Source organism: Synechococcus sp. CCAP 1479/10, assembly GCF_019038515.1.
In the GTDB taxonomy this organism is placed as follows: Bacteria; Cyanobacteriota; Cyanobacteriia; order PCC-6307; family Cyanobiaceae; genus Cyanobium.
On the sequence record NZ_JAFKRJ010000041.1, the window covers coordinates 18,402 to 39,863 of the forward strand.

Annotated in this window: 25 protein-coding genes and 3 tRNA genes; 14 read left to right on the plus strand and 14 right to left on the minus strand. The window is 72.2% G+C overall.

Translation table 11 applies throughout. The features are described 5' to 3' along the window. Nucleotides 1-6: 6 nt before the first annotated feature. Nucleotides 7-282, minus strand: coding sequence for an HU family DNA-binding protein (locus tag KUG39_RS14660; RefSeq protein ID WP_015110525.1), 276 nt, complete (start codon nt 280-282; stop codon nt 7-9). 147 nt (nt 283-429) lie between these two features. Next, nucleotides 430-1,233: an MBL fold metallo-hydrolase gene (locus KUG39_RS14665; RefSeq protein ID WP_216915980.1), complete on the minus strand. Its 804-nt coding sequence runs from the start codon at nt 1,231-1,233 to the stop codon at nt 430-432. A gap of 70 nt (nt 1,234-1,303) precedes the next feature. Between KUG39_RS14665 and KUG39_RS14670 the strand changes: the two genes are divergently transcribed. Continuing rightward, nucleotides 1,304-3,466, plus strand: coding sequence for a glycogen debranching protein (locus tag KUG39_RS14670; protein ID WP_216916031.1), 2,163 nt, complete (start codon nt 1,304-1,306; stop codon nt 3,464-3,466). Here KUG39_RS14670 and KUG39_RS14675 read toward each other — a convergent pair. After that, nucleotides 3,421-3,491, minus strand: a tRNA-Gly gene (locus KUG39_RS14675). The two genes, KUG39_RS14670 and KUG39_RS14675, sit on opposite strands and share 46 nt — an antisense overlap. 147 nt (nt 3,492-3,638) lie before the next feature. Here KUG39_RS14675 and KUG39_RS14680 point away from each other — a divergent pair. The 5 genes from KUG39_RS14680 to plsY are packed head-to-tail and all read left to right on the plus strand — an operon-like array spanning nt 3,639 to nt 7,957. After that, nucleotides 3,639-5,090, plus strand: a complete 1,452-nt coding sequence (locus KUG39_RS14680; protein WP_094587226.1) for an MFS transporter — start codon at nt 3,639-3,641, stop codon at nt 5,088-5,090. Then, nucleotides 5,087-5,836, plus strand: coding sequence for an MlaE family ABC transporter permease (locus KUG39_RS14685; RefSeq protein WP_094587228.1), 750 nt, complete (start codon nt 5,087-5,089; stop codon nt 5,834-5,836). Before KUG39_RS14680 ends, KUG39_RS14685 begins: the two co-directional genes overlap by 4 nt. Then, nucleotides 5,833-6,303: a DUF3119 family protein gene (locus KUG39_RS14690; RefSeq protein WP_216915982.1), complete on the plus strand. Its 471-nt coding sequence runs from the start codon at nt 5,833-5,835 to the stop codon at nt 6,301-6,303. The genes KUG39_RS14685 and KUG39_RS14690 overlap by 4 nt, the downstream gene beginning before the upstream one ends. Before the next feature lie 47 nt (nt 6,304-6,350). Beyond that, the gene (locus tag KUG39_RS14695) at nt 6,351-7,301 is read left to right on the plus strand and encodes a DUF3086 domain-containing protein (protein WP_216915984.1); all 951 of its coding nucleotides are present in this window, start codon (nt 6,351-6,353) and stop codon (nt 7,299-7,301) included. A gap of 20 nt (nt 7,302-7,321) precedes the next feature. After that, on the plus strand, nt 7,322-7,957 hold the full coding sequence (gene plsY, locus KUG39_RS14700) for a glycerol-3-phosphate 1-O-acyltransferase PlsY (RefSeq protein WP_216915986.1): 636 nt from the start codon (nt 7,322-7,324) through the stop codon (nt 7,955-7,957). Between the two features lie 33 nt (nt 7,958-7,990). On the opposite strand, the gene proC is transcribed toward plsY, so the two are convergent. The 7 genes from proC to KUG39_RS14735 form a co-directional block, all read right to left on the minus strand. Further along, on the minus strand, nt 7,991-8,821 hold the full coding sequence (proC, locus tag KUG39_RS14705) for a pyrroline-5-carboxylate reductase (RefSeq protein ID WP_216915989.1): 831 nt from the start codon (nt 8,819-8,821) through the stop codon (nt 7,991-7,993). Next, nucleotides 8,808-9,377 (minus strand): cell division protein SepF, encoded by a 570-nt coding sequence (locus tag KUG39_RS14710; RefSeq protein WP_216915992.1) that lies wholly within the window; start codon nt 9,375-9,377, stop codon nt 8,808-8,810. The genes proC and KUG39_RS14710 overlap by 14 nt, the downstream gene beginning before the upstream one ends. Before the next feature lie 74 nt (nt 9,378-9,451). Continuing rightward, the gene (locus tag KUG39_RS14715; RefSeq protein ID WP_216915995.1) at nt 9,452-10,138 is read right to left on the minus strand and encodes a YggS family pyridoxal phosphate-dependent enzyme; all 687 of its coding nucleotides are present in this window, start codon (nt 10,136-10,138) and stop codon (nt 9,452-9,454) included. Next, complete coding sequence (locus tag KUG39_RS14720) at nt 10,138-10,404, minus strand: PipX family protein (protein WP_015110514.1); 267 nt, start codon at nt 10,402-10,404, stop codon at nt 10,138-10,140. The genes KUG39_RS14715 and KUG39_RS14720 overlap by 1 nt, the downstream gene beginning before the upstream one ends. A gap of 22 nt (nt 10,405-10,426) precedes the next feature. Continuing rightward, on the minus strand, nt 10,427-11,392 hold the full coding sequence (locus tag KUG39_RS14725; RefSeq protein ID WP_216915998.1) for a CbiQ family ECF transporter T component: 966 nt from the start codon (nt 11,390-11,392) through the stop codon (nt 10,427-10,429). Between the two features lie 50 nt (nt 11,393-11,442). Further along, the gene (gene der, locus KUG39_RS14730; protein ID WP_216916001.1) at nt 11,443-12,807 is read right to left on the minus strand and encodes a ribosome biogenesis GTPase Der; all 1,365 of its coding nucleotides are present in this window, start codon (nt 12,805-12,807) and stop codon (nt 11,443-11,445) included. 73 nt (nt 12,808-12,880) lie between these two features. Continuing rightward, a complete protein-coding gene (locus KUG39_RS14735) occupies nt 12,881-13,390 on the minus strand; it encodes a DUF1823 family protein (protein ID WP_286193215.1) in 510 nt (169 codons plus the stop codon). A gap of 17 nt (nt 13,391-13,407) precedes the next feature. Here KUG39_RS14735 and dusB point away from each other — a divergent pair, with 17 nt between their 5' ends. After that, the gene (gene dusB, locus KUG39_RS14740; RefSeq protein ID WP_216916007.1) at nt 13,408-14,463 is read left to right on the plus strand and encodes a tRNA dihydrouridine synthase DusB; all 1,056 of its coding nucleotides are present in this window, start codon (nt 13,408-13,410) and stop codon (nt 14,461-14,463) included. Here the strand turns inward: dusB and KUG39_RS14745 are convergent. Then, on the minus strand, nt 14,420-15,046 hold the full coding sequence (locus tag KUG39_RS14745; protein ID WP_216916010.1) for a DUF4079 domain-containing protein: 627 nt from the start codon (nt 15,044-15,046) through the stop codon (nt 14,420-14,422). The genes dusB and KUG39_RS14745 overlap by 44 nt on opposite strands. 58 nt (nt 15,047-15,104) lie before the next feature. Beyond that, entirely contained in the window at nt 15,105-15,815 is a 711-nt protein-coding gene (gene cobI, locus KUG39_RS14750) for a precorrin-2 C(20)-methyltransferase (protein WP_216916013.1), read from the minus strand. A 99-nt stretch (nt 15,816-15,914) separates the two neighbouring features. On the opposite strand from cobI, the gene KUG39_RS14755 reads away from it, so the two are divergent. Next, nucleotides 15,915-16,481 carry a 1,2-dihydroxy-3-keto-5-methylthiopentene dioxygenase gene (locus KUG39_RS14755; RefSeq protein WP_216916016.1) on the plus strand — a complete coding sequence of 189 codons (567 nt, stop codon included), beginning with the start codon at nt 15,915-15,917 and terminating at the stop codon, nt 16,479-16,481. Between the two features lie 33 nt (nt 16,482-16,514). Here the strand turns inward: KUG39_RS14755 and KUG39_RS14760 are convergent, their stop codons facing one another. Both KUG39_RS14760 and aroQ read right to left on the minus strand, forming a co-directional pair. Next, entirely contained in the window at nt 16,515-17,147 is a 633-nt protein-coding gene (locus KUG39_RS14760) for a MiaE family protein (protein WP_216916019.1), read from the minus strand. Beyond that, nucleotides 17,144-17,599 (minus strand): type II 3-dehydroquinate dehydratase, encoded by a 456-nt coding sequence (gene aroQ, locus KUG39_RS14765; protein ID WP_216916021.1) that lies wholly within the window; start codon nt 17,597-17,599, stop codon nt 17,144-17,146. Before aroQ ends, KUG39_RS14760 begins: the two co-directional genes overlap by 4 nt. Nucleotides 17,600-17,641: 42 nt before the next feature. Here aroQ and KUG39_RS14770 point away from each other — a divergent pair. The 6 genes from KUG39_RS14770 to KUG39_RS14795 all read left to right on the plus strand — a co-directional run. Next, nucleotides 17,642-17,723 (plus strand) — tRNA-Tyr (locus KUG39_RS14770). 11 nt (nt 17,724-17,734) lie between these two features. Beyond that, nucleotides 17,735-17,806, plus strand: a tRNA-Thr gene (locus KUG39_RS14775). A gap of 127 nt (nt 17,807-17,933) precedes the next feature. Further along, nucleotides 17,934-18,659 carry a GAP family protein gene (locus KUG39_RS14780; protein ID WP_286193216.1) on the plus strand — a complete coding sequence of 242 codons (726 nt, stop codon included), beginning with the start codon at nt 17,934-17,936 and terminating at the stop codon, nt 18,657-18,659. A 44-nt stretch (nt 18,660-18,703) separates the two neighbouring features. After that, nucleotides 18,704-19,288: a hypothetical protein gene (locus tag KUG39_RS14785; RefSeq protein ID WP_216916025.1), complete on the plus strand. Its 585-nt coding sequence runs from the start codon at nt 18,704-18,706 to the stop codon at nt 19,286-19,288. 69 nt (nt 19,289-19,357) lie between these two features. After that, nucleotides 19,358-20,746 (plus strand): aldehyde dehydrogenase family protein, encoded by a 1,389-nt coding sequence (locus KUG39_RS14790; RefSeq protein ID WP_286193217.1) that lies wholly within the window; start codon nt 19,358-19,360, stop codon nt 20,744-20,746. A 60-nt stretch (nt 20,747-20,806) separates the two neighbouring features. Next, nucleotides 20,807-21,462 (plus strand): LysM peptidoglycan-binding domain-containing protein (locus KUG39_RS14795; RefSeq protein WP_216918354.1); only part of this gene is annotated, 656 nt, incomplete at its 3' end.

Consider the following 21,462-nt stretch of genomic DNA (forward strand, 5'->3'; position numbering starts at 1 on the left):
TGGGGATCAGCCCTGGACCTTGTCCTTGAAGAGCTTGCCGGCGGTGAAGGCGGGCACGCGCTTGGCGGGGATCTTGATCTTCTCGCCGGTCTTGGGATTCAGACCCTGACGGGCGGACCGCTCACGGGGCTCGAAGGAGCCGAAACCGAGGATGGACACCTTCTTGCCCTCGACCACCGAATCGACGATGGTTTCGATGGCGGCATCGACGACGAGGGAGACGTCGGTCTTGGTGAGCTCCGTGCGGGCAGCGACGATGTTGACGAGATCAGCTTTGTTCATTGTTCGGGGGAAGCCTCCGGGTAGGTGGCGATGGCGGGGTTCGGGTCGTCGAGTGGTGGAGGCGAATCGGAAGTCCCCGACCGCCCGGTGCGTTCAGCGCGCCAATCGTATGGGCGTTGCGGCAGGGCCGCAACAGGAGAAGTCCACTCATGACAGCGGTTTGGGGGGCGGGAGGCCCGCAGTGGGGTGTTCCGTGGTAATGGGGGCGACCTGCAGCCCGCCCCCCGGGGGCTGCAGCGTCAGGGACTCCAGATCCAGGTCCCCCAGCAGGGCGGCACCTTGCTCCACCAGCTTCGGCCCCCTCAGGGCACCCAGTCCGGCGCCGCTGGCGATCCAGCCAGGGGAGCCGGGCGGCAGCCAGCGGCGCAGACGCTCGACGCTGCGAAGCTGGCGCCCCCAGTGGAACGTGCCCCGCTGCCGCAGGGGCGCGACGCGGGCCGGCGCCACCGGAACCAGCAGCCGGCCGCAGAACAGCCCGCCCAGGCCGTCCCCCGCCGCCGGGGCGACATGCACGACGCAGGCGCCCGGGGAGGGCCCCGGCGTCCAGAGCAGCCGCACGTCGGGCTCCAGCCGGTGTTCCGCGGCGAAGGTGTGCAGCGGATCCACACCGGGCAGGAGGTAGGCCTCCTGTTCCTGGACGAGAACCGGCCATCCAAGAGCCTGCTGCAGGCGGCGGCAGCGGCCGTGGCCGCCGCGGCCGGTGAGCACGATCCAGGCCGGTGGCGGCCCATTCCCGGCCGTCCGATGGCGGGGGCGCCCGGCCAGGAAGCGCAGGTTGGCCCGGGTATAGGCGGGGCAGTCGATCAGCAGGTCGGCGCCGGCGGCCTCCAGCAGCCAGGCGCTGCCCCCCTGGCTCTCGCGGCTGGGGGCGAACAGCCACAGCCCCGGCCGGACCGGCAGGGGCGGACGGCCCTCCTCGGACGGCAGCAGGGCGGCGGGGGAAGGGTTCATCGCCCCATTGAACCCCCGGCGGCAGCTTCCTGAGGCCCGGCGTAGCCTGGGCGGAACCCAGGCCAGTGATTTGTCGGCGACCCGGATCGGACATCCCTGGCCACTGGGGGCCTCCGTCACCCGCCGGGGCGTCAATTTCTCCGTGGTGGCCCCCCTGGCCACCCGCATCGAGCTGCTGATCTTCGCGGACGGCGCCGCCCGGGAGCCCCTGGAGGTGATCGAGCTCGATCCCGCCCACCGCTCCGGTGAGCACTGGCATGTGGAGGTGGAAGGGCTCGGCATCGGCTGCTGCTACGGCTACCGGGTGTTCGGCCCGATCCAGCCGGGGAGCCATGGCTTCAACCCCTCCAAGGTGCTGCTCGATCCCTGCGCCAGGGCGATCACCGGCTGGGACGTCTACCAGCGGGGCGCCGCCGTCGGCGCCGTCCCCAATGCCTCCGCCTGCCTCAAGGGGGTGGTCACCGAGCGGGACCGGTTCGACTTCGACGCCGCCCCCCGGCCGCGCCATTCCTGGCAGAAGAGCGTCATCTACGAGCTGCACGTGGGCGGTTTCACCCGGGGCGCCGGCTGTCCGGTGCCGGCGGAACGCCAGGGAACCCTCCTGGGGCTGATCGACACCCTGCCCTACCTCCAGTCGATGGGGGTGACGGCGATCGAACTGCTGCCGGTGATGGCCTTCGATCCCCAGGACGCCCCCGCCGGGCGGTTCAACCACTGGGGCTACAGCCCCGTCAGCTGGATGGCCCCCCATCCGGCCTATCTGGTCGACGGCGACCCGCTGCAGGGACGGAACGAGGTGCGCCAGCTGGTGACCGCCTGCCACCAGGCCGGCCTGGAGGTGATTCTGGATGTGGTCTACAACCACACCAGCGAAGGCAACCAGGAGGGCCCCACCCTGAGCTGGCGGGGGTTCGGCGACGCCCTCTACTACCACCAGACGGCCAGGGGCGACTACCTCGATGTCAGCGGCTGCGGCAACACGATCGCCGCCAACCGCCCCCTGGTGCGGCGCCTGATCCTGGAGTCCCTGCGCTGCTGGAGCACGGAGCTGGGCATCGATGGTTTCCGCTTCGACCTCGGCATCGCCCTGACCCGGGGCGAGGCCCTGGCCCCCCTCGATGCGCCCCCCCTGTTCGAGGAGATGGAGGCGGATCCCGATCTCAGCGATCTGAAGGTGGTGAGCGAACCCTGGGACTGCGGCGGCCTCTACCGGCTCGCCGACTTCCCGGCCCGGCGGGTGGCCAGCTGGAACGGCCGCTTCCGCGACGACGTGCGCCGCTTCTGGAAGGGGGACGACCGCACCACCTGGAGCCTGAGTCAGCGCCTGTCAGGCAATCCGGATCTGTTCAACGGCCAGCCCTCTCCGGTGGGCCGCACGATCAACTTCCTCACCGCCCACGACGGCTTCACCCTGGCGGACCTGGTCAGCTTCGACCGCAAGCACAACCTGGCCAACGGCGAGAACGACCGCGACGGGGACAACCACAACAACAGCTGGAACCACGGCGTGGAGGGTCCCTGCAGCGACACCGGCGTGAATGGCCTGCGGGACCGGCAGCTGCGCAACCTGCTGGCCTCCCTGCTGCTGGCCCCCGGGGTGCCGATGCTGCTGATGGGCGATGAGGTGCGACGCAGCCAGGGGGGCAACAACAACACTTGGTGCCAGAACAACCCCCTGGGGTGGATGCACTGGCAGCCGGACGCCGGGGACATGGCCCTGCGCCGCTTCCTGCGGCGCCTGATCCAGCTGCGTCAGCGGCTCGCCCCCCTGCTCAACCAGGAGCTGCCCCTGGCCCCGGCCCCTGCCGGCCCGGCCCGGGGCGCCGGCAGCCTGCCCCTCTGGCGGGAGTGGCACGGCCTCGAGCTGGGCAAACCCGACTGGGCCAGCTGGTCCCACTGCCTGGCCTGGAGCCTCCATGACGCCAGCCTCGGCCCCCTGCTCTGGTGCGGCATGAACGCCTACTACCAGCCGATGCAGTTCCAGCTGCCGGCCCAGGCCACGGGCTGGCGGCGGGTGATCGACACGGCCATCCCGGGCGACCACGACCTGCCGGCGAAGGCCGATCCCTGGCTGCTGCCGACGGCGCCCCTGGAGAGCCGCAGCCTGATGCTGCTGGTGGCAACCCCGCTGCTGGAGGACACGGAAGCTCAGGCTGGGCCTGCCGTGGGGGCTCCGGCGGAGGAGCAAGCGGGCGGCGGGAATCGAACCCGCATCATCAGCTTGGAAGGCTGAGGTTTTACCACTAAACTACGCCCGCAGCAGTACAGAAGTACTGGCGACTGGTTCCCTGGAACTGGCTCCCTGGAACCGGCTGCAGCATTATGACCTGCACCGGCCGACCTGCTGCGGCCGACCTCCGCCGGACGATCACAACCGGACGACCACCACCGGAGCCCCTCCAGGTTTGACCACCCCCACACCGTCCTCCCCGCCACCGGCAGCGCCGGGCCTGCCGTCGGGTGTGGCGGATGGCGTAGTGGATACGGCGGACCTTCCCGCCGGTGAACGCCGCAGGGTGCTGCTGGCCTACGGCATGGGGGACGCCGGCACCGGCATGGCGGCCTCCCTGATCGGCTTCTACCTCTTCATCTTCTACACCTCGGCGGCGGGGCTGCCGGCCTGGATGGCCGGGCTGGTGCTGATGACGGCCCGGCTCTGGGATGCCATCAACGACCCGGTCGTGGGCTGGCTGAGCGACAAGACCCGCAGCTCCTGGGGGCCCCGGCTGCCCTGGATCCTGGGCAGCGCCGTTCCGCTCGGCTTCGCCATGGCCCTGATGTGGTGGCTGCCGCCGGGGGGGCTCTGGGTCCGGTTCGCCGTGTTCGTGGCGATCTCGATGGTGGCCAACACCCTCTACACCTGCGTCAACCTTCCCTACTCCGCCCTGGCGGCGGAACTGACCACCAGCGTCAACCTGCGCACCCGCCTCAACAGCGCCCGCTTCACCGGATCGATCATCGCCGGCCTGGTGGGGATCGTGCTGGGGGGCGTGCTGCTCAAGGATCACCAGAACCCCGACAGCTACCTGCAGGTGGGGATCTTCTCGGGGGTGCTGATCACCTGCTCCACCCTGCTCTGCGGCTGGGGCATCGCCCCGGCGGCGCGGCACTGCCAGCGACCCACCAGCCAGCGGGGCACCACCCGGCGGCTCCTGGCCCGGGTGGGCAGCAACGGTCGTTTCCAGATGGTCCTGGGGTTGTACCTGCTGCTCTGGTGCGCCCTGCAGATCATGCAGACGGCGGCGCTGATCTTCCTGCCGGTGGTGATGCGGCTGCCGGAGGGCTGGAGCAACTGGATCCTGCTGCCGTTCCAGGTCAGCACCCTGGTGGGGCTCCAGCTCTGGACCGCCATCGCCCGCCACCGCGGTCGCCTGACGGCCCTGCACTGGGGCACCGCCCTCTGGATCGCCGCCTGTGTGATGGCGATGCTGCTGGTGCCCCTCGATGCCGCCATCGGCCCCACCGCCTCGGCCTCCAACCTGGTGCGTCTCACCGCCCTGGTGGTGACGATCCTGATCGTCGGCCTGGGGGCCTCCACCGCCTACCTGATCCCCTGGGCCCTGCTGCCGGATGCCATCGATGCCGATCCGGAGAAGCCCGCCGGGCTTTACAGCGCCTGGATGGTGTTCACCCAGAAGATCTGCATCAGCCTGGCCCTGTTCTTCTTCGGCAACCTGATGAGCCTGAGCGGCTACCAGGCGGCCAAGGGCATCCTGCAGCCGGACAGCGCCCTGCTGGCGATCCGGATGTGCATGGGCCTGATCCCGGCGCTGCTGGTGGTGCTGGGCCTGGTGGTGATGCGGCGCTGGCCGGAGAGGGGCCCCGAGCCGGAGACCCTGACGCCCTCGGCGCCATGAAGGCGCCGCGCTGGCTGCAGCGGCTGGGCGCCAGCCTGATGATCGGCGGTCAGGCCGTGAGCGCCATCGCCCGCGGCCGCATCGGCATGGTCGACCTGGTCCAGGAGCTGCTGGAGGCCGGGCCGGGCAGCTTCCTGATCGTGCTGATCACGGCCCTGGCGGCCGGCACGGTGTTCAACATCCAGGTGGCGGCCGAACTCTCCAAGCAGGGGGCCAGCGCCGCCGTGGGGGGACTGCTCGCCCTGGGCCTCTCACGGGAGATCGCCCCCCTGCTCACGGCGACCCTGCTGACCGGCAAGGTGGCCACCGCCTACGCCGCCCAGCTGGGCACCATGAAGGTGACCGAGCAGATCGACGCCATCACGATGCTGCGCACCGACCCGGTGGAGTACCTGGTGGTGCCGCGGGTGCTGGCCATGGTGGTGATGGCGCCGGTGCAGTGCCTGCTGTTCTTCTGGATGGCGATCTGGTCGGGCCAGGTGAGCAGCACCCTGCTGTACAGCATTCCTCCCTCCGTCTTCTGGAACTCGGTGCGGGTCTGGATGGAACCCGACGACCTGCCCTCGATGCTGCTCAAGGCCGTGGTCTTCGGCCTGATGATCGCCGTCATCGCCTGCGGCTGGGGGCTCACCACCCGGGGGGGGCCCAAGGAGGTGGGCGCCAGCACCACCGGCGCGGTGGTCATGATTCTCGTCAGCGTCGCCCTGGTGGACGTGCTGCTCACCCAGTTGCTCTTCGGCCAATGACCTTCGCCCCCTCCCCCCCTCCGGCCAGCGCCGCCCCCGGCGGCAGCGACGCGGACGCGGTGGTGCTCAGCCCCCGGGCCTGGGTGCCGCTCGGGCTGCTGGCGCTGGCGGGCGCCGTCCTGGGCCTGCGGCCGCTGTGGAGCGCCGCGCTCTGGCCGGCCCTGGCGATGGGGCTCATGGGGCTGTTCCTGCTGCTGCAGACGGCCCTGCTGCGGTTGCGCTTTGCGGCCGACGCCCTGCTGGTGTCCCGCGGCGACACCGTGATCCGCCGCTTCCCCTACGACGCATGGATCGGCTGGCGGGTCTGGTGGCCGGCCCTGCCGGTGCTGTTCTATTTCCGGGAGCAGAAGAGCATCCACCTGCTGCCGATGCTCTTCGACGCCACGGCCCTGCGGGAGGAGCTGGAGCGGCGTCTGCCGCCCCCGTCCCCCCCTGAGCCCGCTCCCCCTCAACCCGGGTCCCCGTGACCGCGCACCCCGCCTGAGCCCTCCGCCGCCTTGCCCCCCCGCCTGCCATGAGCGACCAACCCGAACCGCCCGCCATCACCCCGCCGGATCCCACCCCGGCCACCGCCCCCGTATCGGCCGCTGCCGGGACCGATGGGCTGCTGGAGCTGGCCCTGACGGAACTGCGGCAACGCCGCGCCGAGCTCCTGGGGGAGATCGGCGAACTGGAGACCCGCCGGGAGCAGATCCGCCAGGAGATCGCCGGCAGCTTCGCCGGCCAGTCGGATGCGATCGCCCGGCGGCTCAAGGGCTTCCAGGACTACCTGGTGGGAGCCCTGCAGGATCTGGCCGCCGCCGCCGAGCAGATGGAGCTGGTGGTCCAGCCGCTGGTGGTGCAGCCCTCCCCCCTCGACCAGGCGACGACCGGCGCCGAGACCGGCGGCGCCCCGGAGACCGCCGTGGCCCCCGCCGCTGCGGGTCTGTTCCGTGACGATGCGGACCTGGTCCGGGAGCGGCTGGAGCAGTTCGGCGGCCAGCCCGATTTCTACGCCGATCCCTGGAAGCTGCGCCGCACCCTGGAGCGCTCCGCCGCCACCCGGCTTGAGGACTGGTTCCTCTCCCAGGGCGGCCGGGGCGCCCAGCCCAGCGGTGGCAGCCGCAGCCGCAATGCCCTGGCGGCGGCGGCGGCGATCGCGATCCTGGGGGAGCTCTACGGCGAGCGCTTCCAGACCCTGGTGCTGGCCAGCCAGCCGGAGCGCCTCGGCGAATGGCGGCGGGGACTGCAGGACTGCCTGGGCCTCAGCCGCGACGATTTCGGCCCCGCCAGCGGCATCGTGCTGTTCGAGCGGGCCGATGCCCTGATCGAGCGGGCCGACCGCCTCGAGGAACGGGGCGAGCTGCCCTTCATCGTGATCGACGCGGCCGAGCAGGTGATCGAGACTCCGATCCTGCAGTTCCCCCTCTGGCTGGCCTTCGCCGCCGGCCCCGGGGAGATCGACGCCGAAGCCGATCTCTACTGACCCACCCGACCTCTCCTGCCATGGTTTTCCTCCCCGATCTGCTCGTGCTGCCGGCGGGCTACCTGCTGGGCTCGATTCCCTTCGGCTGGCTGGCGGGCCGCTGGCTCGCCGGCATCGATCTGCGTCAGGAAGGCTCCGGCTCCACCGGTGCCACCAACGTGCTGCGGGTGCTGGGCAAGGGGCCGGCCCTGGTGGTGTTCCTGCTGGACGTGCTCAAGGGCACCGTCGCGGTGCTGCTGGCCAAGGCGGTGCTGCAGCCCCTCGGTTTCAGCGCCATCAGCGACTGGGGGGTGGTGGCGGCGGGCCTGGCGGCCCTGGCCGGCCACATCTGGCCCCTGTGGCTGGGCTGGAAAGGGGGCAAGGCGGTGGCCACCGGCCTGGGCATGCTGCTGGGGCTGACCTGGCCCGTGGGACTGGCCTGTTTCGGCATCTTCCTCACCACGCTCAGCCTCAGCCGCATCGTGTCGCTCTCCAGCGTGGTGGCGGCCCTGTCGCTGCCCCTGCTGATGCTGGGCTCCTTCGGAGCCGACGGCCTGCGGCCGGCCTACCTGAGCCTGGCCCTGCTCACCACGGCGCTGGTGCTCTGGCGGCACCGCAGCAACCTGCAGCGGCTGATGGCCGGCACCGAGCCACGCCTCGGGGCCGGCCGCAGCTGAAGGGAACCGGGACGCGAGGCGAACCGGTGGGAGTCACCCCAGCTGGCGGCTGCGCTCCGTCGCGGCCAGCACGGCCTCGATCAGGGCCGAGCGCAGTCCGGCCCGCTCCAGCTGGCGCAGCCCGGCGGCCGTCGTACCGGCGGGGCTGGTCACCATGTCCTTGAGCTGGCCGGGGTGGAGCTCCTGCCCCTTCAGCAGCGCCGCCGTGCCGGCCATGGTGCGGTGGGCCAGGTGCATGGCCAACGGGCGGGGCAGCCCCCCCGCCACCGCCCCGTCGGCCATGGATTCGGCCACCAGGGCCAGGAAGGCGGGACCGGAGGAGGTGAGGGCCAGGAAGGGATCGAGCTGGGGCTCCGGCAGGTCGAGCACCTCACCCACCTCGGCGAACAACCGGCGCACCTGCTCGCGCCGGGCCTCGCCGACGCCCTCGCCCCAGCTCAGCCCCGTGAGTCCAGCCCGCACCAGGGCTGGGGTGTTTGGCACGGCCCGCACGCAGGCCCGTCCCGGGAACAGGGCCTGCAGCCGCGCCAGGGTCACCCCCGCCAGCACAGAGATCAGAAGCGGCTCTCCGCCGGGGGCTGCCGCTGCCAGGGCCTCTGCCAGGGCTTCGGTCGCCGCGGGGGCCACCGCTTCGATCTGCTGGGGCTTCACCGCCAGCAGCACAACAGGCGCGGCCCAGGCCGGGGCGGCATCCGTGGAGACCTGGATCCCGAGCTCATCGCTAAGCCGCCGGGCGGAAGCCTCACTGGCCACCGCGGCCCGGACGGCGGAGCGCTCGAGCAGGCCGGCGTCGAGAAGCGGCAGCAGCAGGGCCCTGGCCATCCGGCCGAGGCCCACCACGCCGACGGTGTCAGACCATGGCATCCGAACGGCCCCAGGCGGGGCTGGGGGCAGCCTCCTGCTGGTCGTCGACGGGGCCGGTGCGCCCGGAGACCACCGTGGGGGAGGCGGCTTCCTCACCGCCCGCGGTGGTGACCGTGACGCAGCTGGGGGCGAACAGGAAGATGCTCTCGCCCACCCGTTCCTGGTGACCGTCGATGGCGAAGGTGCCGCCGGCGACGAAATCCACGGCCCGCTGGGCCTGGTCCGGCTCCATCATCGTGAGGTTGAGGATGACGGTCTTGCGCTCCCGGAGAGCCTGAATCGCACGGGGCATCTCGTCGAAGCTGCGCGGCTCCATCAGGCACACCTCGGCCACGGCGCTGGTGATGCCGGGCATGCCGATGACGTTGGTTCCGGCGAAGGGATCATCGCTGGAGAAATCGGTGCTCAGAGCGAGGGCTCCGGTGTTTCTGCCGGCCGTGGAAGTGGCCGCGGCCGTGGTGGTGTCGCCGGGGTCGTAGTCGAGTTCGTCGTCGAAGTCGCCATCGAGATAGTCGTCACCGGAGACGACGGCACGCAGGCGGGAGAACAACGACACGGAGTCGACCTCGGGAAGGATGCTTGGCCTTGAATAGCGTCCCACATCCGAGCCGGCAAGATCCCAACGCCCTTTCATGGCTGGATTGGGCGACTTCCGAACAGAACACTCCCGAGGCGCACCCAGGTGCTGCCCGCCGCCACGGCGTCGCGCCAGTCGCCGCTCATCCCCATCGAACAGTCCTCCAGCCCCAGGGCATCGGCCAGGTCGCGGCATTCCCTGAACAGCTCCAGCCGCTCCCCGGGGGTGAGCCCCAGGGGGGCGATGGTCATCAGACCGAGGCAGCGCAGGGGGGCCAGGCGCCCCAGGTCGGACCCCAGGGCCCGCACCTCGTCCGGTGCGAAGCCGGTCTTGGCCGGGTCGGGGCGGAACTTCACCTGCAGCAGGATCCCCGGGGCCAGGCCTTCTTCGGCGGCGATGCGCTGCAGCCGCTCGGCCAGCGCCAGGCTGTCGACGGAATGGATGGTGCCGAAGCGGCGCAGCACGGCGCGGGCCTTGTTGGCCTGGAGCCGGCCGATGAAGTGCCAGTCGAGGTCCGGCAGGTCCCCGAGGGCGTCCTGCTTGGCGATGGCCTCCTGCAGCCGGCTCTCCCCGAAGCTCCGCTGGCCCAGGGCCGCGGCCTGGCGCACCAGTTCGGCCGGATGGCCCTTCGACACCGCCAGCAGGTGGGTGGAGGCTGGCAACGCCGCCTGGAGGGCCGAAAGTCGCTCCGCCAGGGTGGAACCGAACGCCTCCGCCGCCGCGGGCGACGCCTGTGCCATCAGATGAAGGTCTGGTCGAAGAGCTGGCGCCAGCGGGCCTGGGCCTCGGGCCCCTCGCGCCGGCAGCGGGCCAGGTTCTGCTCGGCGAAGTGGCGGGCGTCCATCAGGGGGATCACCTCAAAATGGGCGCCACGCTCCTGGAGGGTGACGAGAAAGAAGATCCGCTGGGCGTAGAGCGTGGCATAGAGGTCGCGGCTCTCGGCCACCGGCGCTACCCGATAGAGCATCCCGAAGGTCGGGTGGTTCAGATAGCGCTCCGTGCTCACGACTCCCTGCAGGCTGGGGCCATTAAAGGGCACCGACTTTCCAGCGGAGCGCCAGCAGGGCCGCCAGGGCCAGCACCGCCGCCAGGCTGGCACCGGAGGGGGTGGCGGCCGGCTGGTGCAGGCGGTCGGGGGGAAGCCACATCCCGCCGCGCGCCATCAGGGCCTCGGCCCCCTGTTCGGAGCGCAGAAGCACGTTGGCCAGCAGCCGCTCCCCCACCGCCAGCACCAGGCCCAGACTGGCCTTCCAGCCCAGGCGCCGCAGGTTCACCGCCCGGGTGGCGATCGAGCGCAGCAGGTTCTGGAGTTCCTCCTGCACCAGGGGCAGGAAGCGCAGGGACAGCAGCAGGGTGAAGCCCAGGCGCTCCACGGGCCAGCCCAGGGCCCGCAGGGGGGCCAGCCACCAGGCGATGGACCAGACCAGCTCCTCGGGGGGAGTGGAGAGCAGCAGCAGGTTGGCGCTGTGGATGACGGTGAACAGCAGGGTGGCGCCGTTGATGCCGAGTTCGGCCGAACGGCGGGTCACCACCAGGGGGCCCAGCTCCAGGGGCCCGGCCATCACGGGGCCCCAGCGCACCAGTTCCCAGGACAGGCCGGCCCGGGACGGGGGTGGGGCACCGGGGGGGGCCGGGACCAGCCGCAGCTCCGCGGGGGGACGCTGGAGGCTGGCCGGTGCGCCCCCTCCGGCCGGCAGCAGGGCGGCCAGCAGGCCCACCAGCAGCGCCAGGGCGATCAGCAGGGGCAGGCTCTGCCGCCAGAGGCGCCAGGGCAGGCCACTGACGGCAGTGATCAGCAGCAGCAGCCCCACCAGGGACAACCGCCAGAGGGGCCCGGCCAGGATCGGCGTCACCAGGAACGCCACCGTCCAGACCAGCTTCACCCGGGGGTCGAGCCGTCGCAGCCAGCTGCCGCGGCCGCCGGTATCGCCAGACTCACCGCCCTCGCCGTCATCGACGTACTGACCGATCGGCAGCTGCCGCAACCAGTCCATTCAGGCCAGGCCCTCCTGGATCGCCCCTGGAATCGCCGTCCCCATCGACCTCAGCCGCCCCGGCTCTGGTGGCGGGCCTGCTCCTTCTCGGCGTCCCGCTGCTGCTTGCCGCGCCAGAAGAGCCGCACCGGCGATCCCTCGAAGCCCAGGGACTCGCGGATCTGGCGCTCGACGTAGCGGCGGTAGGTGTCGCCGAACAGCCTGGGTTCGTTGACGAACAGGGTGAAGCTGGGCGGGCGGGTCGCCACCTGGGTGCCGTAGTAGAGGCGGCCCTGGCGGCCGCCGCGGGTGGTGGGGGGCGAGCGCCAGCGCAGGGCCTCCTGCAGCACCTCGTTCACCACCGAGGTGCTGACCCGGCGGCGGTGCTGCTCCACCGCCACCGCGGCGATGGCGAAGATGCTCTCCACCCGCTGGCCGGTGACGGCGGAGGTGAACAGCATCGGCGCCCAGTCGAGGAAGTAGAGCTTGGCGCGCAGCTCCTTCTCCATGGCGCTCATGGTGTGGCTGTCCTTTTCGATCAGGTCCCACTTGTTGACGACCACGGCACAGGCGCGGCCGTCCTCCTCGATGCGGCCCGCCAGGCGCTGGTCCTGCTCGGTGACCCCGTCGAGGGCATCGATCACCAGCACGCAGACATCGCTGCGCTCGATCGCCTTGAAGCTGCGGGTGATGCCGAAGTACTCCGGGCCGTAGTCGACGCTGCGGCGCCGGCGGATGCCGGCGGTGTCGAGCAGCTTCCAGGTGTGGCCCTCCCGCTCGATCGTGGTGTCGATGGTGTCGCGGGTGGTGCCGCGGATCGGACTGACGATGGCCCGGTTCTCGCCGCAGATGGCATTGAGCAGGCTGGACTTGCCCACGTTGGGACGGCCGATGATCGCCAGCTGGATCGGCTCGGCCTCGTCCGTCTCGGTGGTGGCCGGCAGGAAGCTGATCACCCGGTCGAGCAGATCGCCCGTGCCGGCGCCGTGGATGGCGGAGATCGGGTGGGGCTCCCCCAGACCCAGACCCCAGAAGTCGGCCGCCATGGCCAGGCCCTGATCAGGCGACTCGCACTTGTTCACCCCCAGCAGCACCGGGACGTTGTGGCCCCGCAGCCACTCGGCGATCGATTCATCGGCGGCGGTGACCCCCTGCTGGCCGTCCACGATCACCACAGCCACCGACGCCTCGGCCAGGGCCAGGTTGGCCTGCTCCCGGATTTCGGGCAGAAATTCGCTGTCGTCGTCGAACACCAGGCCGCCGGTGTCCACCACCCGGAAGATGCGGTCACCCCAGAAACCCTCCTGGTAGGTGCGGTCCCGGGTCACACCGGGCTGGTCGTGAACGATGGCCTCACGGCTGCGGCAGAGCCTGTTGACCAGCGTGGACTTGCCCACGTTGGGGCGTCCGATCACGGCGACGACGGGGAGCGCCAATCTGACTTATTCCTTACGACGGATGCGTTACCTAGACCCTACAGAGCCACCGACTCCCCAGCCCACCGCCGCCTCAACCCACCGGGGGATCGCCGGGATGGCCGGCCACCGGATCTTCGGGGGGGTCGAGGAGCTCCGGCAACGGGCCCGCCTCCGGCAGCGGTTCGCCCCGCTCAGCGAGGTGGGCCAGCAACCAGTTCACCGCCGTGGCCCGCCGGGTGCGGCGGGGATAGAGGCCACCGATGCGGTATCCGGCGAAGCCCAGCTGCTGCTTGAGCAGCTGCTTGTGCTCGGGGGCGATCGAGCGGGTGAGCCGCACGCTCGCGGGCCGCTCGGCGATCAGCTCCGGTGCCTCGGGAAAGGCCTCGGCCCAGGCCGGCGGGGTGGCGGGCCCGGCCGACCAGCGGCCCTCGGCGTCCGGGCGGTAGCCCAGCCGCGGCCAGATCAGCTGGCAGACGAAGCGATCACTGGTGCGGTCGTCCAGCACCGCCTCCAGCAGGGCGCGGCTGAGGGGAAAGGGTTCCGGGGCGCCATCGGGCTTCAAGGGGGGAGCGGCGGCAGCGTCCAAAGCGGCGTCTGGCATCCGAGAGTGACCCCAGCATGCCCAGTCCCGCCCGCCATCCCTGCCCCACCGGCCCCCTCCGCCTGGACGGCAACGGCACCGACAGGCTGCTCACCTGCCGGGTGCTGCAATCGCCCCTGGCGGGGGTGAGCGACGGGATCTTCCGCGCCCTGGTGCGCCGCTGGGCCCCCGAGGCGCTCCTGTTCACGGAGATGGTCAATGCCACGGCCCTGGAACTGGGCCACGGCGGCGCCAAGATGGCGGCCCTCGACCAGGATCCCGGCCCCGTTGGGGTGCAGCTGTTCGACCACCGGCCCGACGCCATGGCCGAGGCGGCCCGCCGGGCCGAGGCCGCCGGGGCCTGGCTGATCGACATCAACATGGGCTGCCCGGTGCGCAAGATCGCCCGCAAGGGGGGCGGCAGCGGCCTGCTGCGCCAGCCGGATCTGGCCCTGCGGATCGTGGCGGCGGTGGCGGCGGCGGTGCGGGTGCCGGTGACGGTGAAGACCCGGCTGGGCTGGTGCGGGTCCAGCGCCGATCCGGTGGGCTTCGCCCTGGCCCTGCAGAACGCCGGCGCCCGCGCCCTCACCCTGCACGGCCGCACCCGGGAGCAGGGGTTCTCAGGCCAAGCCGATTGGGACGCGATCGGGCGGGTGAAGGCGGCCCTGCGCATCCCCCTGATCGCCAACGGCGACATCACCAGCCCGGAAGACGCCCTGCGCTGCCTGGCGATCACCGGCGCCGACGGGGTGATGGTGGGGCGGGGGACCCTGGGGCGCCCCTGGCTGGTGGGGCGCATCGCCGCGGCCCTCGCCGGCCGCCCCCTGCCGAGCGAGCCGGACAGCCACGACCGGATCTCCCTGGCCAGGGAGCACCTGGAGGCCCTGGTGGCCGCCCGCGGCGATCAGGGGCTGCTGATCGCCCGCAAGCACCTGGGCTGGACCTGCCAGGGCTTCGCCGGCGCCGCCCGGCTGCGCCGGGAGCTGATGGTGGCCCCCAGCCTGGAGAGCGCCCTGGGCCTGCTGGATCGGGCGGAGGCGGAGCTGGAGGTCAGTGCCCCAGAGCCATGCCCAGCAGGTCCCGGCTGCCGCTGATGGCCTGCACCGCCAGCAGCAGGGCGGTGAGGAAGGCGGCGCTGACGTGCAGCCGCCGCATCCGGGGGGACCTCAGGGTCTCGGGGGCCGCCGCCATGGCGAACAACAGCAGGCCGCAGAGCAGCACGCCGCTCCAGTAGTGGGACCCCCAAACGCCCCCGTCGAAGGGACTGCGGCCCAGGTGCCACAGGGCCGGCTGGCTGCCCAGGGTCAGCAGCCCCAACCAGCAGATCAGGGCGAAGCCGGCCCGCAACCAGGCCCCCTTCACCCGCCAAAGGGCCAGGCAGCTCACCAGACAACCCACGCCGGCCAGCAGCAGGGCCACGCCGGTGCCGGCGCCGCCGACGGCGCCCCCCCGGGCGTAGGTGGCCGCCATGGCGATCAGCACCGCCACCACCACGCCCGAGGTCACCCAGCGGCCGTGGTCGGTGTGCTCCACCCCCACCGTCGGCGGCAGGGGGTTGATGTCGAGGCGGCGCTCCCGCGCCAGGATCCCGAGCCGGATGGTGGCGCCCACCACCGGGTAGACGAACAGGATGATCAGCACCGGGTGCAGCAGGGCGAACCAGTCGGTGACAGTCATCCCGGTGGCGGTCATCCCGGCGGAAGGCATCGGCAAGGGCGGGGAAAAACGCGAACGGTCATGGAAGCACCGCCGGCCACCCCTGCCGGATGAGCAGCAGGGAGAAGTAGGGGACCTCGGCAGCGGGCACCTCGGCGGCCGGACAGAGCCGCTGGTCGGGCCAGCCCACCCGCTGGGCAAACAACGCATCCGCCAGCAGCCCCCGCTCGGCCAGCAGCGGGCGCACCCAGGGCCAGCGGCCCCCCAGCTTGAGCAGGGCCAGCACCCAGCCACCGGCCGCCGCCTGGGCCAGCAGGTCCTCCAGCTGGCCGGGCTCCTCCGGGGTGGGGCGGATCAGCAACCCCTCCTGCTGCAGGGCCAGGGGCCAGGCCCCGGCGGCGGCCGCCGCCGCCACGGCGCTGATGCCCGGGATCAGGCGCACCGACAGGGCGGGATGGCGGTCCCGCAGGGCCAGCAGCACGTAGCTGCTGCTGGCGAAAAGCGAAACGTCGCCCTCGCAGAGCAGCACCACCGACCGGCCGTCGGCCACCTCGGCCGCCAGGCGGTCGGCGGCGTCATGCCAGGCCTGACGACGGGGCTCGGCCGCCGCCACCATCGGGAACACCAGGGGCAGGCGCCGCTGGTCGCTACCGATCCAGGGGCCGGCCACGGCGGCCGCCATCCCCTCGGCCCCCTCGCGGGCGACCGGGTAGGCGATGGTGTCGGCGGCTTCGATCGCCCGCACCGCGGCCACGGTGAGCAGGTCGGGATCGCCGGGCCCCACCCCCACCAGGGTGAGGCCGGCGCTGGCAGCACGGTCGGCGATGGGGGGAAGTCCGCTGCAGACCTTTCTAGGGTGCAGATCCCCAGAACGCCCTCGAGCGCTCCCATGACCCACCTGGTGATCCGTTCCGCCGCCGGCGACGGCCACGCCGCCCCCCTGCTTCGCAGCAGCGACGCCGACGTGATCGCCCGGGAACTCGGGGCCCGGGGGGTGCGCTTCGAGCGCTGGGCCACGCCGGCCGCCCTGGCGACGGACGCCGACCAGGCCGCGATCCTGGCCGCCTACGCCGCGGAGATCGCCCGGGTGCAGGCCGGGGGGAGTTACCGCACCGTGGACGCGATCCGGCTCGGCCCCGACCATCCGGACCGGGAGGCCCTGCGGGCGAAGTTCCTCTCCGAGCACACCCACGCCGAGGACGAGGTGCGCTTCTTCGTGGAGGGCCGCGGCCTCTTCTGCCTGCACATCGAAGGCGAGGTGCTCCAGGTGGTGTGCGAGCAGGGGGACTGGATCGGGGTGCCCGCCGGCACCCGCCACTGGTTCGACACCGGCGCGCGTCCGTCCTTCTGCGCCCTGCGCTTCTTCGACAACAGCGACGGCTGGGTGGCCAGCTTCACCGGCGATCCGATCGCCACCCGCTTCCCCCTCCTGGAGGAGGTGCTGGCCGCGGCCTGATCGGGCGGCTCAGCGGTGCCTGGGCAGCAGGGCTCAGCTGTGCATGCGCGGCTGGGGATGGAGGCTGGCCAGGATCTCCGCCTCGCTCGCGGCCAGGTCCGTGAGCCGATCGGTGACCTCCGGCCGGGGCCAGCGCCGTTCGCACAGCACCCAGTAGAGGCCGAAATGGCGCGCCTCGCTGGCCAGCAGGTCGGCGTAGAGCTCCCGCAGCTCCAGATCGGGGCTGTGGGCGGCCAGCAGGGCCATCCGCTCGTGGCTGCGGGCCTCGATCAGACCCGCCACCAGGAAGCTGTCGAGCATCCGCTCGGGCTCGGCTCGGCGCACCAGGGCGGCCAGGGCGGCGCCGTAGGGCGGGGCGGCCAGGGCCCGCAGGCCGAGGCCACGCCGCTCCAGCAGGGCCTGCACCCGCTCGAAGTGCTCCAGCTCCTCCCGGGCCAGGGGGCTGAGCACGGCCGCCAGCTCCCCGTCGGAGGGGTAGCGGAACATGAGCTGCAGGGCGGCGCCGGCCGCCTTGCGCTCGCAGTGGGCATGGTCGATCAGCAGCAGTTCCGGGTGGGCCAGAGCCTGCTCCAGCCAGGCGGCGCTGCTGGGGGCCGCCAGCCACCTCATCCGGGTCGCCGCAGCCACCGGGGCCTCGACCGCCACGGGCAGGGAGGCGCCGCTCATGCCGCCGCCTGCAAGTGGGCCACCAGGCCCTCGAGGGCAAGGCGGTAGCTGGTGGGGCCGAAGCCGCAGATGACCCCCAGGGCCCGGTCCGCCAGCAGGGAACGATGGCGGAAGGCTTCGCGGGCGTGGGTGTTGCTCAGGTGCACCTCCACGAAGGGCAGGGCCACCGCCAGCAGGGCATCACGGATCGCCACCGAGGTGTGGGTGTAGGCGGCCGCATTGATCAGGATCCCGTCGCAGGCCGGGCTCCCGGCCTGGCCGACCGCCTGCTGGATGCGGTCCACCAGGGCCCCCTCGTGGTTGCTCTGGAAGCAGGCGAGCTCCACCCCCAGCGCCGCCGCCTGCTGCTCCAGGGCGGCATCGATGGCCGCCAGGGTGCTGCTGCCGTAGAGGCCTGGCTCCCGCTGGCCGAGCAGGTTGAGGTTGGGGCCATGGAGCACGAGCAGGCGCATGGGGGAGGGAGGGTCGGCTGGTAAGTTCTGAAGGTGTGGTTCGGGTCGGTGCCCGAGTGGTTAATGGGGGCGGACTGTAAATCCGCTGGCTCTGCCTACGTTGGTTCAAATCCAACCCGGCCCACCTTTCCACATGCCCTTGTAGCTCAGTGGTAGAGCACTCCCTTGGTAAGGGAGAGGTCACGAGTTCAAATCTCGTCAAGGGCTTTCCTCCCCAGCCCATTCCCCGCCCCGGCCACCCTGCGGCGGAGGTGCAGTCCCGTTCGCAGTCAGCCGGGAACATGCCCGAGAATGCGGGACCTTCGCCGCCCGGACGGTCTGCTTGCCGCCCCTGTTGTCCCCCTTCGTCCTCGGCGTCCCGGCGCTCCTGTCGCCGGCCCTGATCACCCAGTCGTCCCTGTTCGGGATCGGCATCGCCTTCAGCCCCCTGCACATCGCGGTGGTCACCCTGCTGCTGCTGGGTCGCTCGCCGCTGCAGCGGGCCATGGCCTACGTGGCGGGCTGGGCGGCCGCCAATGCCCTGGCCATCGTGCTGCTCATGGTGCTGGGGGAGGCCTTCGCCATCAGCCTCAGCCACGGCGAGCGGGAGCAGGTGCTGATCGACCTGCTCGGGGCCGGCGCGCTGGTGGGTCTGGGGCTCTATCAGCTCACCCCCCAGGCCAACATCGGTGAGGAGGGCATGGCCCTGCGGCTGATGAACCAGCTGCCCGACTTCAGCACCCTCACCCTGGTGCTGATCGGTGCCACCAGCGCCCTGCTCACCCCGGAGAACCTGGTCTTCTATCTCAAGGAGGCCGGCCTGCTCCTGCTCAACGACCCCGGCCTCACCGCCGACGCGGAGGTGACCGGGCTGTTCACCCTGATGGCCAGCTCCCTGCTGCTGCTGCCGCCCCTGGCGTGGCTGGTCAGCGGCGGGGCGATCCGGGAGCCGATCACCCGTCTTGAGGAATGGCTGCAGCACAAGGCCGAGTGGCTTGTGGGGGTCCTCGCCCTGGTGCTCGGGGCCTACCTGCTGTTCGAAGGGCTGCACGGCCTGAACCTGCTGACCGTGGCCGGCTGAGCGCCAGCCGTTAGCGTCCCCCCATCCCCTTGGTCGGCACCCCGTTGCTCCCCGCCGTGCGCCGGACCTGCCTGGCGATCGGTCTGGGCCTCGCCCTGGCCGTGCTGCCCGGACCCGCCCGGCTGCAGGCGGCCGCGGTCTGCGTGCTGACCCCCAGGCTGGCGCTCAACGCCCGGGCCGAGGCTGTGGCCGCCGTCCCGATCGGAGCTCCCACGATCCTGAGCACCGAACCCCTGGAGGAGGTGCGGATCGAACGGGAGGGTGAGGTGCTCTGGCAGCGGCGGGCCCTCCCCGGCGAGCCCATCGAGGGGCCGATCCCCTGGCCCCTGGCACCGATCCGCCCGGGCCAGCGGCTGGTGCTGCTGCTGCGGCCCCTGGGCGTCCGGACGGACGACTTCGCCATCATCGAGCTGGAGGGAGATCCGGCCGAGCGGATGGGGCGGGCCCAGCGGCAGCTCGACGGACTGGGCACCGATCCGGACCTGTGGTGGGCCGCCATCCAGCGGACCTTCGACCGGGGCGACCTCAGCCTGGGCCTGGCCCTGCTCTACGCCCTCGAAGGCCCCGCCTCCCCCCGGCTCGACAACCTGCGGCGAGCTGTGTTCCTGGCCGGCTGCGGCAGCACCTGAGCGCCAGGGGGTCCGGCGGGGGCCGTGGCGGGGCGCGATTTGCCAGCCTGGGCCAAAAGGGCCCACCCCATGTCCTCTTTCCTGACGGTGCCGGTGGCGACGATGCGCGCCCTGGTGGAGGGGGGCACCACCCGGCCCCTGGCCTGGCGGCTGGAGCAGCTCCAGCGGCTGGCTCGCCTGCTGGAGTCGGAGGAGCCGCGGATGCTGGCGGCCCTGGCCAGCGACCTGGGCCGCCCCGCCATGGAGGGCAGCCTGGAGCTGGCGACCCTGCGGCAGGAGCTGCGCCACACCCGCCGTCACCTGGCCGGCTGGATGCGTCCCCGCCGCCGCCCCCTGCCCCTGTGGGCCTGGCCGGGCCAGGGGGCGGTGCACAGCGAGCCCCTGGGCTGCGTCCTGATCATCGGCGCCTGGAACTATCCCTTCGAGCTCTGCCTCCACCCCCTGCTGCATGCCCTGGCCGCCGGCAACACGGCCGTGGTCAAGCCCTCCGAACTGAGCCCCGCTTCGTCGGCCCTGCTGGTTGAGCTGCTGGGGCGTCACTTCGACCCGGCTGTGGTCCAGGTGGTGGAGGGCGACGGGGCCGTGGCCGCCGGGCTGCTGGAGCGGGAGCGCTTCGACCACATCCTCTACACCGGCGGCGAGCGGGTGGGACGGCTGGTGATGGCCGCCGCCGCCCGCCATCTCACCCCCATCACGCTGGAGCTGGGGGGCCGGAACCCGGCGATCGTGCTGGCCGATGCGGAGCCAACGATCACGGCGCGGCGGCTGCTGTGGGGCCGCTGCCTGAACGCCGGCCAGACCTGTCTGGCCCCCAACCACGTGCTGGTGGCGGCCGGGGTGCGGGAGGCCCTGGTGGCGGCGTTGCGCGAGCAGGCCCGGGCCCTGTACGGCCCGGATCCCCTGGCCAGCCCCGACCTGGGGCGCCTCGTCGGAGCGGCACGCTTCGAGCGGCTCCAGGGGCTGCTGGCCCAGGCGCGGGAGCGGGGCCGGGTGCTGCTGGGCGGACGCTGGGACGAAACCGCGCGGAAGATCGAGCCCACCGTGGTGGCGGTCGACGATCCCGACGACGATCCGCTGCTGCAGGAGGAGCTGTTCGCCCCGATCCTGCCCCTGCTGACGGTGGCGGATCTGGAGGAGGCCCTGGTCCTGGTGCGCCGGCAGCCGAAACCCCTGTCCCTCTATCTGTTCGGCGGCGGCGGCGCGGAGCGGGAACGGGTGCTGGCGGGCAGCGGTTCGGGCAGCCTGGTGGTGAACGACACGGTGATCCAGGGGGCCATGGCCAACCTGCCCTTCGGCGGCATCGGCCCCAGCGGCATGGGGGCCTACCACGGGGAAGCCGGCTTCCTCACCTTCTCGCACCGGCGCAGCGTGATCAGCCGGTCGCTGCGGCCCGACCCCCCGATCCGCTTCCCCCCGTACGCCGGCAAGCTGGGCCTGGTCCGTCGGCTGATGGGCTGAGGGGGGGCTGGGCGGGCCTGGACGTGGCCCTTAACGTGCCATCAGCTATCCCTAGTGCCCATGCGCCGCCCCCTCATCGCCCTGGCTCTAGCCATGGTGTTGCCGCTGCCGGCTCTGGCTGCCCAGGTGACCGTCAAGCCCGGTGAGACCCTCTCCGACATCGCCGCGCGCCACCGGGTGAGCGTGTCCACCCTGATGAAGATCAACGGGATCAGCGATCCCGATCTCGTCGAAGCCGGCCGCAGCCTGACGTTGCCGGGTGGAGCGGCCCGACCCCGGGCCTCCGGCGGCAGCCTCACCGTGGCCCCCGGGGAAACCCTCTCCGAAATCGCCGAACGCCACGGCATCACCGTCAGCCGGCTGATGCAGCTGAACGGCCTCAGCAAGGCGGACCACATTGAAGCCGGCCAGAAGCTGGTGGTGCCCTCCTCCTCCCGCAGCGCCGCCCCGGCCGCCGCGGTCAACCGCAAGGCCACCGAGCACGTGGTCCGCAGCGGCGAGAGCCTCTCCCAGATCGCCGACGCCTACGGCGTGCCGATGAAGCAGCTGATCGCCATCAACCGCATCAGCGACCCCGACCTGGTGGAATCGGGCACCCGGCTGCGGCTGAAGCCGGCCAGCGCCCCCGCCCCCAGGCCGGCCGCCCGACCCGCAGCGGCGGCGAAACCGGCGCCCAAGCCCGCCGCCACAGCGACCAGGCCCGCGCCGGCACCGGC